This is a genomic window from Arthrobacter sp. Y3221048 (assembly GCF_059092685.1).
In genome coordinates this window covers 130,119-145,686 of sequence record NZ_JBNHHX010000006.1, presented here as the reverse complement: position 1 = coordinate 145,686, position 15,568 = coordinate 130,119, and the positions used below count along the sequence as shown (strand labels likewise).

Sequence of the window (15,568 nt, the reverse complement as noted above, 5' to 3'; positions counted from 1 at the left end):
TTACTCAGACGCTTCAGCGTAGGGGTTGCGGTCGTACTCTTCGCCGAGCTGGCCGTCCTTGAGCCGCGCCATCTGAGCGTCGAATTCAGCCTCGGAGACCACCGCGACACGGAAGAGCATTTCGGAGTGGTACTCGCCACAAAGCTCGGCGCACTTGCCGTCGTAGATGCCCTCACGGGTGGGGGTGAAGTTCAGGAAGTTGGTCTTGCCCGGGATCATGTCCACCTTCTGCAGGAAGGCGGGGACCCAGAACGAGTGGATGACGTCGCGGGAGTTGATCTGCAGCTCCACGCTCTGGTTGACCGGCAGGTACAGCGTAGGCAGCGTCTCCGGGACGCCGGTCTCGCCGGTCAGGTGGGCCTGCACGCCGGCAAAGTACTTGTCCTGCTTGACGTAGTTGAAGTCCCAGGCCCACTGCTTGCCGCGCACGTCGACGACGACGTCGGGGTTGTCCACGCGCTCGGTGATGTTGGAGGTGGTCTTGTCCGTGAAGTAGAAGAAGACCATGACCATGACGACCGGAATCGCCGTGTAGAAGATCTCCAGCGGCAGGTTGTAGCTCAGCTGGCGCGGGTAGCCCGTCTCCCCCTTGCGGCGGCGGTAGGCGATGATGCACCAGAGGATCAAGCCCCAGGTCAGGACACCGACGGCCAGCGCGGCGATCCATCCGTTAACCCACAAATCAATGATTTCGGGCGTGTGGTTGGTAACGTCCCGCTCGGTGGGCAACCAACCCAAACGGACTTCTTCTGAACATCCCGTCAACAACAACGCACCGAGTGCACCCAGACCTGTAGCCTTGGCGATTCTGGCGCGTCGACTGCCGGTTCGAACCTGCGAACTCACAGACGGCCCTTCCTCTTTGTTTCGTGCAAGTGATGCGGCCATGGCAGAGCTGAGCCTGGCCGCATATCCAGTTTTACTACTCACTGTAGAGCTTACCCGCACACATGACTTTCATGTGACAGGCTCCCCCGTGCGTCGGCCGTTCCGGCGGCCGGAGAGCGCCCTGCAGGCCCTTAGTGGAAGGAGTCTCCACAGGCGCAGGAGCCACCGGCATTCGGGTTGTCGATGGTGAAGCCCTGCTTGGAAATCGTGTCCTCGAAGTCGATCGAGGCGCCCGAGAGGTAAGGAACGCTCATCTTGTCGACGACGACCTCGACCCCGTCGAAATCACGGACAGCGTCCCCGTCGAGCATCCGCTCGTCAAAGTACAGCTGGTAGATCAGGCCGGAGCATCCGCCCGGCTGTACGGCAACGCGCAGGCGCAGATCCGTGCGGCCTTCCTGTTCCAGGAGGCTGCGGACCTTTCCGGCGGCGACGTCGGTCAAGGCCACTTCATGCGTGGGCAGTTCTGCCGCTTCGGGTGCCGTGGTGGGGGCGGACGAGTTGGTCGTTGCGCTCATTGCACTTCCTTATCTATTTCGGGCCGTCCGGTGACCTGCTGCTATTACTCAGTGGTGCGTCGGGCTTCCCATCCATCGTACGTCTGGTCAGCCGAAATGGGATAACTCTCCCCCGCCTCGGCATAGCCCCGAACAAGCCTCAGAGTCCCTCGGTGTTCAGCCGTGCCAGCAGCAGGGCCTGGGCCAGGACCGCGTTGCGGAAGTCCCCCAGATGCAGCGACTCATTGGCCGAATGTGCCCGCGAGTCTGGGTCTTCGACGCCGGTGATCAGGATCTGGGCCTCCGGATAGATCTCCGTGAGGTCGGCGATGAACGGGATGGACCCGCCCATGCCCGCCTCCACCGGGCGCGTGCCCCAGGCCTGTTCCAGTGCCCACAACGCCGCCTGGGCCGCCGGCGCGGAGGTGTCGGTGGCGAACGCGTGGCCGCGTTCGCCCGGCACGAAGGTGGCGGCGGCGCCGAAGGGCGCGTGGGCGGCCACGTGCGCGGCCACCGCTTCCATCGCCTGGTCCGGGTCCTGTCCCGGCGCCAGCCGCAGGCTGATCTTCGCGCGGGCGGCGGGGATCAAGGTGTTGGACGCGAGTTCAACGCTGGGAGCGTCGAAGCCGATCACCGATAGGGCCGGCTTGTTCCAGAGCCGGTCGGCAATGCTGCCGGTGCCGGCAAGCTGCACGGACTCGAGCACCGACGAATCGCGGCGGAAGTCCGCTTCCGGATAGTCCACTGCGGCGGCCGGAGCCGAAACGAGGCCCTTGATGGCGACGGACCCGTCGTCGTCATGGAAGGTGGCGATCAGCCGGGAAAGCAGCGTGGGGGCATCCAGCAGCGGCCCGCCGAACATGCCCGAATGGACGGCGTGTTCCAGCACGCGCAGCTCCACGGTGCCGTCCACCAGGCCCCGCAGGCTCGTGGTCAGGGCCGGGATCCCGACCTTCCAGTTGCTGGAGTCGGCAACGATGATGGCGTCTGCCCGCAGCAGTTCGCGGTGTGTTTCAAGGAACGGGCGGAAGCTGGGCGAACCGGCCTCCTCCTCCCCCTCGATGAACAACGTGATGCCGACCCCGAAATCGTCACCGACGACCTCCAGCAACGCCCGCAACGAGGCCAGATGGACCATGATCCCGGCCTTGTCGTCCGCAGTTCCGCGTCCATAGAGGCGGCCGTCGATCTCCGTGGCCTTGAACGGTTCCGTCCGCCAGAGCGCCGGGTCTCCCGGCGGCTGCACGTCGTGGTGGGCATACAGCAGGACGGTCGGCTTGCCGGCGGCGGCCGGGCGGCGGGCCACGACCGCGGGGCCCCCGTTGGCCTCGCCGTTTGCCACGCTGAGGATCTGCACGTCCTCCAGGCCCAGCTCCCGGACCATGCCGGCCACGGCGTCCGCGCTGCGCGCCAGGTCATCCGGATCAAAGGCCGGCCAGGCGATCCCCGGAATGGCAACCAGCTGTTCCAACGAGGAGATGGTGCGCCCCATGCCGACGTCTACCGCGGCCGCAAGTTCGTCTACGTTCACATTGGTCATAGTCGACACCCTATCGCCCGGGCTCCGCCGCGACGATGCCGCAATGGCTGCCCCCGCGGCGCGGGTCCAAACGGGGACAATGGCCGCACGCCGTCCGGTATTCTTGACTGGTGTTCGGACGTAAAAAAGAGGCTCCCACGCCCCAGGAAATCATCGACCAGGCCAACGACGCCCAGCAGCCGCGGAACGGCAAAGGCTCGCCCACGCCCCGGCGAAAGGACCAGGAAGCCGCGCGCAAGCGCCCCCTGGTCCCGAACGACCGCAAGGCCGCCAAAGAGGCCAACCGCACCGCCATGGCGGATCAGCGGCTGAAGATGCGCGAGGCCATGAACACCGGCGACGAGCGCTATCTGCCGCTGCGCGACAAGGGCCCACAGAAGAGATTCGTCCGCGACTTCGTGGACGCCCGCTGGGTGCTGGGCGAATTCCTGATCGTCTTCGCCCTCATCTTCGTGCTCCTCAGCTTTGTCCGCGACCTCAACGTCCAGGCCTTCATCCTGGTCGGCTTTTGGGTGCTGCTGGCGCTGGTGGCCATCGACGCCTTCATCCTCGGCCGGCAGCTCAAGAAGCGCCTGGCCGCCAAGTTTGGCGACGTGGAGCGCGGGGCAGTCTGGTACGGCGTCATGCGCGGGCTGCAGCTGCGCCGGATGCGCCTGCCGAAGCCGCAGGTCAAGCGCGGCGAATACCCCGGCTGATTCCGCCGGGACGGGAGCGTCCGAAGGGTCGGGAGCAACGCGGCTCCCGGCCCTTTTGCATGCCCGCCGGCCCCGGCCGGGGCCGCGCACGGCGCCCGGGCCGGGCGGTTCAGCGCCGGCGCTTGGCCAGGTCGCGGTTGATGCGGCCGGCCCAAAAGGGTCCCTCGTAGAGGAAGGCCGTGTAGCCCTGCACCAGGGTGGCGCCGGCGTCCAGCCGCCGCTGCACCTCGTCGGCCGTCTCGACACCGCCGACGGATACCAGCGCCAGGTCGTCCCCGACGGCGTTGCGCAACCGGCGCAGCACGTCGAGGGAGCGCTCCTTCAACGGGGCACCGGAGAGGCCGCCTTCACCGCAGGCCGCGATCTTGGTTTCGTCCGAGACCAGGCCGTCGCGGGAAACCGTCGTGTTGGTGGCGATGATGCCGTCCAGGTTCAGTTCCAGCGCCAGCCGGGCGACGTCGTCGATGTCCTCGTCGCTGAGGTCCGGGGCGATCTTCACCAGCAACGGGACGTGGCGGCCGGCCACGGAATCGGCGGTCTCCCCCACTGCCTGCAGCAGCGGACGCAGCGTGTCCACGTTCTGCAGCAGCCGCAGCCCGGGCGTGTTCGGCGACGACACGTTGACCACGAGGTAGTCCGCGGACCGGGCCAACAGCCGGGTGCTCTTCAGGTAGTCCTCGGTGGCGTCGTCCAGTTCCACCACCTTGGTCTTGCCGATGTTGACGCCGATGACGGGCCGGAGCGTGCCGTATTTGGCGGCGAGGCCGCGCCGGGCCGCGGCGATCCGGGGCGCGACGGCCGCTGCGCCGTCGTTATTGAAGCCCATCCGGTTGATCACGGCGCGGTCCTCGATCAGCCGGAACAGCCGGGGCTGCGCGTTGCCCGGCTGCGCGCTCCCGGTGATGGTGCCGACCTCCACCGCGCCGAAGCCCAGGTCGGCCAGCGCTTCGATGCCGTGACCTTCCTTGTCGAAGCCGGCTGCCAGGCCGAACGGTGAGGGAAAGGTCAGGCCGAGTGCCTCGGTCGCCAGCGACGGATCCGGGCGGGTGACGCGGCGCAGCACTGCCCCGGCCCCACACCTGTGCGCGGCGCGGATGAGCTGGAAACCGATTCGGTGTGCACGCTCGGCGTCCATCCAGGAGAACGCGGCGCGGAAGAAGGCTGGGTAGAGGCGCATGGTCCTAGTTTTCCGTGCGGAGGCCGCCGCACCAAACCGTGTCCACCCGGCGATAACATGGGGGCAGCGACCGGACAGAGAGGAAGGACCACCGTGGCGATGGCAGCCGACTGGCAGGAAGACATACTCGGTCCGGAGTTCGAGTCCACGGTCCTGCAGGTGCCGGCCCCCGGCGGGCGGGAGCAGCGGGCGACGCTGATCCGCTACCTGCCCCACTCCCCGCAGCGCTCCCCCGGCGGGCACGCCGTCCTGTACGTGCACGGTTGGAGCGACTATTTCTTCAATACGGAACTGGCGGAGTTCTGGCACCGCCAGGGTGTGGCGTTCTTTGCGCTGGACTTGCACCACCACGGACGCAGCCTGCAAAAGGGCGACCCGGCCGGCTTTGTGACCGACCTGCGCCAGTACGAGGACGAGATTTCGCTGGCGCTGGACCTGATCCGTGAGGAACGGGGGCAGGAGGAAACGAAGGTCACGCTGATGGGACACTCCACCGGCGGACTGGTGGCGTCCCTGTGGGCGGCGGAACATCCGGGCGAGCTGCGCGCCCTGGTCCTGAACAGTCCCTGGCTGGAAATGCACGGCAGCTCCCTGGTCCGCCGCGCCGCGGGCGCGGTGCTGGAGCCGTTGTCCCGGCTGAAGCCGGAAACCGAGATCAAGTTGCCGGTCCGCGGCTTTTACTACCGCAGCATCAGCAGCACCGCCGACGGCGAATGGGACCTGGACCCGAAGCTGCGGCCGCCGGAGTCCTTCCCCGTGCGCGCCGGGTGGCTCAGCGCCATCTGGGACGGACAGTCGAAGGTCGCCAAGGGCCTCAAGCTCGAGATCCCGGTACTGGTGATGTCTTCGACGCGCAGTATGAACGGCTCGGTCTGGCACGAGGACATGAGGAGCACGGACGTGGTGCTGGACATCCGCACCATGACCGAGCGGGCGGTCCGGCTGGGATACAGCGTGTCCATCGAGCAGGTGCAGGACGCCCTGCACGATGTGTTCCTGTCCCGGGCAGACGTGCGCCGGGACGCCTACGCCCGGCTGCAGCGCTGGGCCCAGGCGTACGTGTTGCAGGACGACCGGACCGAGGACCTCACGGGCACTCAGCAACCTTAGGGCTAGGCCCCGCCGACCGCGGCGGCGTCCACCGCGCCCCCGTACCGCCGGTCGCGGCGGGCATAGATGTCGATGGCTTCCCAGAGCGTGCGGCGGTCCACGTCCGGCCAGAGGGTATCCATGAACACCATCTCCGCGTACGCGGACTGCCAGAGCATGAAGTTGGAGAAGCGCTGCTCCCCCGACGTGCGCAGGAACAGGTCGACGTCGGGCAGGTCCGGCTCGTCAAGGTAGCGCTGCACGGTCTTCTCCGAGACCGACGACGCCCGCAGCCGGCCGGCGGCGACGTCGGCGGCGATGGCGGCGGCGGCGTCGGCAATTTCCGCCCTCCCCCCGTAGTTCACGCACATGGTCAGCGTGCAGGTGGCGTTGCCGGCCGTCTGGCGCTCGGCGACCTCCAGTTCGTTGACCACCGACTTCCACAGCCGGGGCCGGCGGCCGGACCAACGGATGCGCACGCCCCATTCGTCCAGCTGGTCGCGCTGGCGGCGCAGCACATCCCGGCTGAAGCCCATCAGGAAGCGGACCTCTTCCGGGGACCGCTTCCAGTTCTCGGTGGAAAAGGCGTACACGCTCACGTGTTTGACGCCGATTTCGATCGCACCGGCCATCACGTCCAGCAGCGCCGCTTCCCCGGCACGGTGCCCCTCGGTGCGCGGCAGCCCGCGCTGGTTCGCCCAGCGGCCGTTGCCATCCATCACGATGGCCACGTGTTCCGGGACCAGCGCCGGCGGAAGGGCGGGCGGTCTGGCGCCGGAGGGGTGCGGCCATGGCTGCTGCGGTTGCCGGGAATTAGGGGTCACACTCGCTCCACGTGCTTGAGGGATTTCAGGGTTCGTTCAAGGTGCCACTGCAGGTAACTGGCCACCAGGCCGGCGGCCTCACGGCGCGGACCGGCGGCGGAGGCGTCCGCTGCCGGCCAGTCGCCCGAGAGCAGGGCCGCCAGCAACTGCATCGTCTCCGGTGCGGGCGAGGCCGATCCGGGCGGACGGCAGTCGTGGCACACCGCGCCGCCCAGCGGGGCCGCGAAGGCGGTATGCGGGCCCTGCGCGCCGCACCGGGCGCACTCGTCGAAGCTGGCGGCCCAGCCCGCCGTCGCCAAGGCCCGCAGCAGGTAGGAATCAAGGATCAGCTCGGGCGCGTGCACGCTGCGGCTGAGCGCCGAGAGCGCGCCGATGACCAGCCCGTACTGCGCTCCTGCTGATTCGCCGTCGACGTCGGTGAGTTTTTCCGCCGTCTCGCAGATGGCGGCGGCGGAGGTGTACTTGGTGTAGTCGGCGGCGATGTCCCGGCCGTACGGCCCGATCATCTGGGCCTGCGTGACGATGTCCAGGCTCCGGCCGGAGACCAGCTGCAGATCCGCGACCATGAAGGGTTCCAGCACGGCGCCGAACTTGCTGCTGGTGCGGCGGACGCCCTTGGCAACCGCCCGGATCTGGCCGTGCTGTTTGGTCAGCAGCGTGATGATCCGGTCGGCCTCGCCGAGTTTGTGGGTCCGCAGGATGACGCCCTGGTCCCGGTACGTGCGGGAGGCGAAGGATCTGTTGGACACCGTTCCATTCTCCCACTAAAGCGGGCTTCCCTCCGCGTACGGCAGGGAAGCCCGCTGAACGGTTTCCTAGAGCGAACCTGCGTTCTTGGCGCCCTCGTCGCGAATGGCGCGGTTCACCGCAGACACCACGGCCTTCAGGGAGGCCATGGTGGTGTTGGTGTCGATGCCTATGCCCCACAGCACCCGGTCGCCCACGGCGCACTCGACGTAGGCCGCGGCCCGGGCGTTGCCGCCCTCGGAGAGCGCGTGCTCGGTGTAGTCCAGTACCCGGACATCCACGCCGTCCTGCCGGAAGATCTCCAGCAGCGCGGCGATGGGGCCGTTGCCTTCGGCCGTGCGGCGGCTCTGGACGCCGTCCACGCCCATGGTGGCCGTCAGTTGGAAGGAACCGTCGTCGGCGCTGTCGGTCTTGACCGATCCCAGGGTGTAGTGGCCCCACCGGTTGTCCGGGGTCGGCAGGTACTCGTCGTTGAAGGTTTCCCACAGCTGCGCCGGGCTGACCTCGCCGCCCACGGTGTCCGTGCGGCGCTGGATCACGCCCGAGAACTCGATCTGGGCGCGACGCGGCAGGTCCAGGTTGTGCTCATGCTTGAGCAGGTAGGCCACGCCGCCCTTGCCGGACTGCGAGTTCACCCGGATGACGGCTTCGTAGCTGCGGCCCAGGTCCTTGGGATCGACCGGCAGGTAGGGCACCGCCCAGACCAGGTCGTCCACCGTCTTGCCCTGGGCGGCCGCGTCGGCCTCCATGGCCTCGAAGCCCTTCTTGATGGCGTCCTGGTGGGAGCCGGAGAACGCGGTGAAAACCAGGTCGCCGCCGTACGGCGAGCGTTCGGGCACCGGCAGCTGGTTGCAGTATTCGACGGTGCGGCGCACTTCGTCGATGTTGGAGAAATCGATCATCGGATCGATACCCTGGCTGAACAGGTTCAGCCCCAGCGTCACCAGGTCCACGTTGCCGGTCCGCTCCCCGTTGCCGAACAGGCAGCCCTCGATCCGGTCGGCGCCGGCCAGGTAGCCCAGTTCCGCCGCTGCCACCCCGGTACCGCGGTCGTTGTGCGGGTGCAGCGAGAGGATCACGTTCTCACGGTTGTTCAGGTTCCGCGACATCCACTCGATGGAATCGGCGTAGACATTCGGGGTCGCCATCTCCACCGTGGCCGGCAGGTTCAAGATGACGTTCCGGTCCGCGGAGATCTCGAAGACGTCGGTGACGGCGTTGCAGATGCGGGCGGCGAATTCCAGCTCCGTGCCGGTGTAGGACTCGGGCGAGTATTCGTAGGTGATCTCGGTGCCCTTCAGGCCCTCTTCGTACTTTCGGCACAAGCGGGCGCCCTGCAGGGCGATGTCCACGATGCCGTCCTGGTCCTCGCGGAACACCACCCGCCGCTGCAGCACGGAGGTGGAGTTGTACAGGTGCACGATGGCGCGGCCGGCGCCGGTGATGGACTCGTAGGTGCGCTCGATCAGGTGCTCGCGGGACTGCGTGAGAACCTGGATCGTCACATCATCGGGGATCCGGTCGCCCTCGATCAGCTGGCGGACAAAGTCGAAGTCGGTCTGCGACGCGGACGGGAAACCGACTTCGATCTCCTTGTAGCCCATTTTCACCAGCAGGTCGAACATCTTGTGCTTGCGTTCCGGGCTCATCGGATCGATCAGCGCCTGGTTGCCGTCGCGCAGGTCCACGGCGCACCAGCGCGGGGCCTTCGTCATCACCTTGTCCGGCCAGGTGCGGTCGGGCAGTTCTACGGCGATCTGGTCCTGGAAGGGAATGTACTTATGGATGGGCATTCCGGAGGACTTCTGTGCGTTTCGCATTTTGGTGTGTGGCCTTTTCTCATGAGAGCTAATCGAAAAATTTTGGCCGGGCAACACAAACTCCGCAGCGAGGGTTCGGCCTGTCAAACAGAAGTTCGCGTGGCCTCGCCGCGGCAGCTAAGAAGGAGCATTCCTGCGCGCACAATTTCACACTAGCACGGTGCGTAGGATGTGAGGGAAAAGATGAATGCAACTATGAAATGAGGCGCCCATGAGCCGCTCCGGCATCGTTTTGTCCAACGTCGACCCGGCCGTCCGCCCGCAGGACGACCTCTTCCGGCACGTGAACGGGAAGTGGCTTGCGGAGACCGCCATCCCCGACGACCGGGCGCTGGAAGGCTCCTTCACCGCCCTGCGCGACGCCTCCGAAGAATCCGTTCGGGCCATCATCGAAGACGCCGCCACACACCCGGATCCCACCAGTCCGGCGGGAAAGATCGGCGTACTCTACGCCGGTTTCATGGACACCGACGCGGCCGAGGCCAAGGGCTTCTCGCCGCTGGCGGAGCAGTTCGCGGCGATCGCGAAGATCTCCGACCGGGACGGGCTGCGCGAGGTCATCGGAGCCTTCAGCCGCAGCGGCGCCGCGTATCCGCTCGCGTTCTTCGTTAACAACGACGCCGGCGACCCCACCCGCTACTTGATCTACCTGTACCAGGCGGGGCTGGGCCTGCCGGACGAGGCGTACTACCGCGAAGACGATTTCGGCCCCATCCGCGAGGCCTACCGGGAATACGCCGGGAAGATGCTGCGGCTGGCCGGCTTCGATCCGGTGCAGGCGGACGCCGCACTGGACCTGGAGCACAAGCTGGCGGCCGGGCACCTGGACAAGGTCTCCTGCCGCGACCCGCAGCAGACCTACAACCTGCGCACCGCCGGGCAGGTGGCAGCCATCGCGGACTGGATGCCGGAATGGCTCGCCGCGCTGGGTCCCGAAGCCGGCGGCGCGGCCGAGATGGTGGTCTGCCAGCCCGGGTTCCTCAGCACGCTGGACGCCCTGCTGGAGAGCGAGCCGCTGGAGGCCTGGCAGGCCTGGCTGCGGCTCCAGGTGCTGACGACGGCGGCGCCCTATCTTCACGACGAAGCGGTCCAGACCCACTTCGGCTTCTACGGCCGCACCCTCAGCGGCACCCCGGAACTCAAGGAGCGGTGGAAGCGCGGCGTCGCCCTGGTGGAGGGCGCCCTCGGGGAAGCCATCGGACAGGAATACGTGGCGCGCCACTTTCCGCCGGCGCACAAGGAACGGATGGAGGAACTGGTCGCCAACCTGCTGGCCGCCTACCGGGAGAGCATTTCGGCCCTGCCTTGGCTCAGCAGCGCCACGATCGGGAAAGCCCTGGAGAAGCTGGCCGCGTTCCGCACCAAGATCGGCTACCCGGAGAAGTGGATCGACTACTCCAGCTTCGTGCCCGGGGACGATGTCTGGTCCAACGTCCTGGCCGCCAACGAGTTCGAGGTCCGCCGGAACCTCTCGAAGCTGGGCGGACCCATCGACGAGGCCGAATGGCACATGACGCCGCAGACGGTCAACGCCTACTACATGCCGACCATGAACGAGATCGTCTTCCCCGCAGCGATCCTGCAGCCGCCCTTCTTCGACGCCGACGCCGACGCCGCGGCCAACTACGGCGCCATCGGGGCGGTCATCGGCCACGAGATCGGCCACGGCTTCGACGACAAGGGATCGCAGTACGACGGCACCGGTGCGCTGCGGAACTGGTGGTCCGACGAAGACCGGGCCGCCTTCGAGCAGCTCACCGGCCAACTGGTGGCCCAGTACGCCGCGCTCAGCCCCGCGGAGGCTCCCGGCAACACGGTCAACGGCGAACTCACCCTGGGCGAGAACATCGGCGACTTGGGCGGGCTGGCCATCGCGTACCGTGCGTACCAGCTGAGCCTGGCGGGCCGGGAGGCCCCGGTGGTCGACGGGCTGAGCGGCAGCCAGCGGTTCTTCTACTCTTGGGCCGAATGCTGGCGCCAGAAAATCCGTTCCGAGGAGGCGGCGCGCCGGCTGGCTATCGACCCGCATGCCCCGAACGAATTCCGCTGCAACCAGGTGGTGCGCAACCTGGACGCGTTCCACGAGGCGTTCGGTACCGCTCCCGGCGACGGGCTGTGGCTTTCCCCGGCCGAGCGCGTCAGGATCTGGTAGCGGCCGCTAGAAGGCGCCGGGCTGCTGGCAGGTGACCTGGTCGGCGGTCTGGCCCTTGAAGCCGCCGGCCACACCGCCGGTCTCCGCCAGCTGCGCGCCGCTGGTGAAGTCCCGGCCGACCGAAAGCGCGACGCCGTAGTGGTCGCCGGAGGCGAGGACGTTGGCCCGGGGAACGTTCAGCTCTTCCGCAAGGGCGAGGGCCACGTGTTCGAATCCGGCCGAATAGTACAGCTGCGTGGTGGTGCGTTCGGATCCGGCGTCGCCCGGGGCCGCCAGCAGGTAGCCCAGCGCCTGCAGTTGTTCGGAGAGCTCCTCGTCGCGGCCGGCCGCACCGGAGGCGTTGATCACCTTGACGGGCTGCTCGGCCGGGTCGAAGGACGGCACGCCGGCCGTCGGGTCCTCGCCGGGCGCCTTCGTCGCGCCGGCCGTCGCCCCGCCGTCGTCGGTTTCCTTCGGGGACGGGGTCCCGCCCTCTCCGGCACCGGCCGTGGGCTCCCCGCCGGCTTCGCCGGTGGCCGTCGGGTCGGGCGGCGTCCCCGCGGTGTTGACCTCCGGTGCGGTGACGTCGCCGTCCTCGCGCAGGATCTGGAACAGGGCCTGGCCCGGCTCCTCGTCCAGGACCAGGCGGTTCTCGTCCATCGGGGCGCTCTGCGTGGGCAGCGCGACGAACGCGACCTTCCCCAGGTCCACGCCCTTGACCCGGTCCGCCAGGGCCAGCAGCCGGGGAACCTCCGCCAGGCCTTCGTCCACCGTGAGGTTGTTGACCACGGCCTCGGCAATGGAGTAGAGGCGGGGCACGTTGGTCAGCGTGCCTTCGGACTGGACCTTGCGGGCCATGGAGGCCAGGAAGCTCTGTTGCGCACGGATCCGGCCGCGGTCTCCGCCGTCGCCGAAGGAGTGCCGGGTGCGCAGGAACGCCAGCGCCTGCTCGCCCTGCACGGTGCTCACACCGGCCGGCAGCCGCAGCTTCGAGTAGCTGTCGTTGATGGGCTCGTTGACGCAGACTTCCACTCCGCCGATCACCGTGGAGAGCTCCTTGACCGCGTTGAAGTCGGCCATCATGAAGTGGTCGATCTCCAGGCCGGTCATCTCGTTGACGGCTGCCACGGTGCAGCCGGGGCCGCCATAGGTCAGGGCGGCATTGAGCTGGGCATCCTGCTGCTCCGGATAGACCTCGCCGGTCTCCGGATCGGTGCAGGTGGGGATGGTGGTGAGCAGGTCGCGCGGCAGGCTGACCACGGTGACCCGCTCGCGGTCCGCGGACATGTTCATCAGCATCATCACGTCCGATTTGCCGAAGCCGGCGGAGGGGCCGTCCGAGCCGTAGCGGCCGTCGCTGCCCACCCGCGTGTCGGTTCCCAGGATGAGGATCTGCACCGGATCGCGGCTCAGGTCCACCGGAAGCCCCGGGGCGCCGGTGCCCAGGTTCAGCGGCGAGGTGGCGATGCTGTCGCGCAGGCCCACGATTTTGTACACGACGACGCCGACACCCGCCGCCAGGGCCAGCGCCAGGGCGCCGGCCACGACCTTGAGCCACAGCAGCCTGGGTCCCCGGCCCATGTGCCTGGGGTTGGGTTGCCGCCGCGGCGTGCCCGGACCGGCCGGGGATTGCCCCGCGCGAGCCTGCCCGGCCGGCGGCTGTTCCGTCGGGGTCTGCGGGTCATCACCGAAACTGCCGCGATGAGCCACGGGATACCCCTCTGCACGGTTGTAAGTCAGATGAAAAGACGCGGCCAGCCCAATCACTGGCCGCTAAGTATTCTACGGGTTGCAGCCGGGGAAAGTTCCCTGCTGCCCCCGCGGCTCAGAAACCGAGCCGCACCAGTTGCTTGGGGTCGCGTTGCCAGTCCTTGGCGATTTTCACGTGCAGATCCAGGTAGACGCGGGTGCCCAGCAGGCCCTCGATCCCCTTGCGTGCACGGGTGCCGACGTCACGGAGCCTCTCCCCGCCCTTGCCGATGATGATGGCCTTCTGCGACGGACGTTCCACGAAGAGGTTCACCCGGACATCCAGCAGCGGGTTGTCGGCGCTGCGGCCTTCGCGCGGCACGATCTCCTCGACCACCACGGCCAACGAGTGGGGCAGTTCGTCGCGCACGCCCTCCAGCGCCGCCTCCCGGACCAGTTCGGCCACCATGACGGCTTCCGGCTCGTCCGTGAGCTCGCCGTCGGGATAGAGCGGCGGCGACAGCGGCATCTGCTGGACCAGCACATCGGCGACGGTCTGTACCTGGTCCCCCTTGGCGGCGGAGACCGGCACGATGTCGGCGAAACCGTCCGGGCCGAAAATCTCCTCGCCCAGCGCCGCCACCGCCAGCAGCTGCTCGGCCAGCGCCTGCTTGTCCATCAGGTCGGTCTTGGTCACCAGTGCCACCACGGGCTTGCCGGACAGGGCGGCCAGCTGGTTGGCAATGAAGCGGTCGCCGGGGCCGATCTTCTCGTTGGCCGGCAGGCAGAAGCCGATCGCGTCCACTTCCGAAAGCGTGTCCGCCACCAGGTCGTTCAGCCGTTGCCCCAGCAGGGTCCGGGGCCGGTGCAGGCCGGGCGTGTCCACCAGCACCAGCTGGGCGTCCGGCCGGTGCACGATGCCGCGGATGGTATGCCGGGTGGTCTGCGGTTTGGCGGAGGTGATGGCCACCTTCTGCCCGACCAGCGCGTTGGTCAGGGTCGACTTGCCCGCGTTCGGGCGGCCGACCAGCGACACGAAACCGGCGCGGTAGTCCTCCGGCCAGCCGCTGGAGGGCATGGCCATGGCCTTGTCGGTGCTGTTTTCGCCGGTGGCGTTTTCGGGGTTGGTCATCGTTCCCTCTCCGTCCCGGGCATGCGGGCGGGGTCATCGGCGGCGGCAGCGCCGTCGTCGTCGTTAGCGTATTGGTCCCGGGCGGGCGTTTCATACCAGGCCAGGACGTGGCTGACGCGGTTGCGCCGCCCCTCCAGCCGTTCGGCACGCAGATGCAGGCCGTCCAGCACTACTTCGCTGCCGACGATCGGCACCCGGCCGAGGCTCTTCGCCAGCAGTCCGCCGACGGTGTCCACCTCTTCGTCGTCCAGCTCCAAGTTGAACAGCTCGCCGACGTCGTCGATGCCGGTGCGGGCGCTGACCCGGTACAGGCCGTCCGGCAGCGCCTCGATTTCCGGGCGCTCGGTGTCGTATTCGTCGACGATCTCGCCGACAATCTCCTCGATGAGGTCCTCCAGCGTGACCAAGCCGGCGGTGCCGCCGTATTCGTCGATCACGATGGCCACGTGCGTGGACTCGCGCTGCATCTCCTGCAGCAGCTCGCCGACCGACTTGGACTCGGGAACGTAGCGGACCTCGCGGCAGATCTGGTCCACCAGCATGCCGGCGCCGTGGTCGGCCCGGCCGTGGAGCCGGGCGGCCACGTCCTTCAGGTAGACGATGCCGCGGATCTGGTCCGCGGTGTCCATGATCACCGGGATCCGCGAATAGCCGGACTGCAGGAACAGCGTCATGGCCTCCTGCAGCGTGGAGCCGGAGTCGATGCTGAGCATATCCGTGCGCGGCACCATCACCGACCGGACCTTGGTGTCGCCCAGCTCGAAGACCGAGTGGATCAGTTCCGCCTCGGTGTCCTCGATCATGTCTGATTCGTTGGCCCGGTCCACCAGTTCGCGGAACTCCTCCTCGGTGAAGAAGGCTGCGTCGGCGCGCGGCGCGTTCGGGGCCACCGCGCTGCCCACCCGGACCAGCCATTGGGGCACGGGACCGAGCACCGAGCACAGCAGCCGGACCGGCAATGCGGTGGACAGCACGACGGCGCTGGCGTGCATCCGGCCCAGTTGCCGCGGAGAAACCCCGACCAGCACGAACCCGACGGCGGCCATGGTGACGGTGGCGAGCAGGCCGGCCAGCCAGATGTTGTCGAGCAGATCGTGGAACAGCAGCGCGATGGCGACGGCGGCGGCCATCTCGAACCAGACGCGCCAGAACCGCAGCCCGTGCATGTGTGCCGCCGGCGAGGCCAGGATGAGGCGCAGGCTGCGGCTCCGCCCGGAACGCAGCAGGTTTTCGGCGTCGTGCCGCGGCAGGTAGGTGAAGGCGGCCTCGGCGGCGGTCAGCACCCCGGCGAAGAGCGTGAAAGCCAGCGTCATGCCGGCCAGTATCCAGAGCATCGCCG

At 68.0% G+C, this 15,568-nt stretch carries 13 protein-coding genes; 3 read left to right on the top strand and 10 right to left on the bottom strand.

The annotated features are described in order from the left end of the window. The 3 genes from ctaC to AC5RVS_RS16525 form a co-directional block, all read right to left on the bottom strand. Window positions 1–846, bottom strand: coding sequence for an aa3-type cytochrome oxidase subunit II (gene ctaC / locus AC5RVS_RS16535; protein WP_493987176.1), 846 nt, complete (start codon window positions 844–846; stop codon window positions 1–3). A 173-nt stretch (window positions 847–1,019) separates the two neighbouring features. Beyond that, a complete protein-coding gene (locus AC5RVS_RS16530) occupies window positions 1,020–1,406 on the bottom strand; it encodes a HesB/IscA family protein (RefSeq protein WP_493978415.1) in 387 nt (128 codons plus the stop codon). 139 nt (window positions 1,407–1,545) lie between these two features. Further along, window positions 1,546–2,925: a M20/M25/M40 family metallo-hydrolase gene (locus AC5RVS_RS16525; RefSeq protein ID WP_494108945.1), complete on the bottom strand. Its 1,380-nt coding sequence runs from the start codon at window positions 2,923–2,925 to the stop codon at window positions 1,546–1,548. 110 nt (window positions 2,926–3,035) lie between these two features. Between AC5RVS_RS16525 and AC5RVS_RS16520 the strand changes: the two genes are divergently transcribed. Next, window positions 3,036–3,620 (top strand): DUF3043 domain-containing protein, encoded by a 585-nt coding sequence (locus AC5RVS_RS16520; protein ID WP_493987174.1) that lies wholly within the window; start codon window positions 3,036–3,038, stop codon window positions 3,618–3,620. Between the two features lie 109 nt (window positions 3,621–3,729). Here the strand turns inward: AC5RVS_RS16520 and AC5RVS_RS16515 are convergent, their stop codons facing one another. Continuing rightward, on the bottom strand, window positions 3,730–4,797 hold the full coding sequence (locus AC5RVS_RS16515; RefSeq protein ID WP_493987173.1) for a quinone-dependent dihydroorotate dehydrogenase: 1,068 nt from the start codon (window positions 4,795–4,797) through the stop codon (window positions 3,730–3,732). Window positions 4,798–4,896: 99 nt separating this feature from the next. Here AC5RVS_RS16515 and AC5RVS_RS16510 point away from each other — a divergent pair, with 99 nt between their 5' ends. Then, complete coding sequence (locus tag AC5RVS_RS16510) at window positions 4,897–5,907, top strand: alpha/beta hydrolase (protein ID WP_493987532.1); 1,011 nt, start codon at window positions 4,897–4,899, stop codon at window positions 5,905–5,907. 2 nt (window positions 5,908–5,909) lie between these two features. On the opposite strand, the gene AC5RVS_RS16505 is transcribed toward AC5RVS_RS16510, so the two are convergent. The 3 genes from AC5RVS_RS16505 to leuA form a co-directional block, all read right to left on the bottom strand. Then, complete coding sequence (locus tag AC5RVS_RS16505) at window positions 5,910–6,710, bottom strand: isoprenyl transferase (RefSeq protein ID WP_493987172.1); 801 nt, start codon at window positions 6,708–6,710, stop codon at window positions 5,910–5,912. After that, entirely contained in the window at window positions 6,707–7,459 is a 753-nt protein-coding gene (recO, locus tag AC5RVS_RS16500; RefSeq protein WP_494108944.1) for a DNA repair protein RecO, read from the bottom strand. Before recO ends, AC5RVS_RS16505 begins: the two co-directional genes overlap by 4 nt. Window positions 7,460–7,525: 66 nt before the next feature. Beyond that, window positions 7,526–9,277 carry a 2-isopropylmalate synthase gene (gene leuA / locus AC5RVS_RS16495; RefSeq protein ID WP_494108943.1) on the bottom strand — a complete coding sequence of 584 codons (1,752 nt, stop codon included), beginning with the start codon at window positions 9,275–9,277 and terminating at the stop codon, window positions 7,526–7,528. A 211-nt stretch (window positions 9,278–9,488) separates the two neighbouring features. Here leuA and AC5RVS_RS16490 point away from each other — a divergent pair, with 211 nt between their 5' ends. Continuing rightward, window positions 9,489–11,429 carry a M13 family metallopeptidase gene (locus tag AC5RVS_RS16490; RefSeq protein ID WP_494108942.1) on the top strand — a complete coding sequence of 647 codons (1,941 nt, stop codon included), beginning with the start codon at window positions 9,489–9,491 and terminating at the stop codon, window positions 11,427–11,429. A gap of 6 nt (window positions 11,430–11,435) precedes the next feature. On the opposite strand, the gene AC5RVS_RS16485 is transcribed toward AC5RVS_RS16490, so the two are convergent. The 3 genes from AC5RVS_RS16485 to AC5RVS_RS16475 all read right to left on the bottom strand — a co-directional run bounded on the left by AC5RVS_RS16485 (window position 11,436) and on the right by AC5RVS_RS16475 (window position 15,563). Next, window positions 11,436–12,989, bottom strand: coding sequence for an LCP family protein (locus AC5RVS_RS16485; protein ID WP_494108941.1), 1,554 nt, complete (start codon window positions 12,987–12,989; stop codon window positions 11,436–11,438). Window positions 12,990–13,233: 244 nt separating this feature from the next. Then, window positions 13,234–14,181, bottom strand: a complete 948-nt coding sequence (gene era / locus AC5RVS_RS16480; protein WP_493987531.1) for a GTPase Era — start codon at window positions 14,179–14,181, stop codon at window positions 13,234–13,236. 44 nt (window positions 14,182–14,225) lie between these two features. After that, the gene (locus tag AC5RVS_RS16475) at window positions 14,226–15,563 is read right to left on the bottom strand and encodes a hemolysin family protein (protein WP_494108940.1); all 1,338 of its coding nucleotides are present in this window, start codon (window positions 15,561–15,563) and stop codon (window positions 14,226–14,228) included. Between the last annotated feature and the right edge of the window lie 5 nt (window positions 15,564–15,568).

Excerpts from the sequence above, each read along its gene's own strand:
- AC5RVS_RS16530 (WP_493978415.1), bottom strand. The coding sequence starts at position 1,406 with ATGAGCGCAACGACCAACTCGTCCGCCCCCACCACGGCACCCGAAGCG.
- AC5RVS_RS16525 (WP_494108945.1), bottom strand. The coding sequence starts at position 2,925 with ATGACCAATGTGAACGTAGACGAACTTGCGGCCGCGGTAGACGTCGGC.
- AC5RVS_RS16515 (WP_493987173.1), bottom strand. The coding sequence starts at position 4,797 with ATGCGCCTCTACCCAGCCTTCTTCCGCGCCGCGTTCTCCTGGATGGAC.
- AC5RVS_RS16510 (WP_493987532.1), top strand. The coding sequence starts at position 4,897 with ATGGCAGCCGACTGGCAGGAAGACATACTCGGTCCGGAGTTCGAGTCC.
- leuA (WP_494108943.1), bottom strand. The coding sequence starts at position 9,277 with ATGCGAAACGCACAGAAGTCCTCCGGAATGCCCATCCATAAGTACATT.
- AC5RVS_RS16490 (WP_494108942.1), top strand. The coding sequence starts at position 9,489 with ATGAGCCGCTCCGGCATCGTTTTGTCCAACGTCGACCCGGCCGTCCGC.
- AC5RVS_RS16485 (WP_494108941.1), bottom strand. The coding sequence starts at position 12,989 with ATGGGCCGGGGACCCAGGCTGCTGTGGCTCAAGGTCGTGGCCGGCGCC.
- era (WP_493987531.1), bottom strand. The coding sequence starts at position 14,181 with ATGGCCATGCCCTCCAGCGGCTGGCCGGAGGACTACCGCGCCGGTTTC.
- AC5RVS_RS16475 (WP_494108940.1), bottom strand. The coding sequence starts at position 15,563 with ATGCTCTGGATACTGGCCGGCATGACGCTGGCTTTCACGCTCTTCGCC.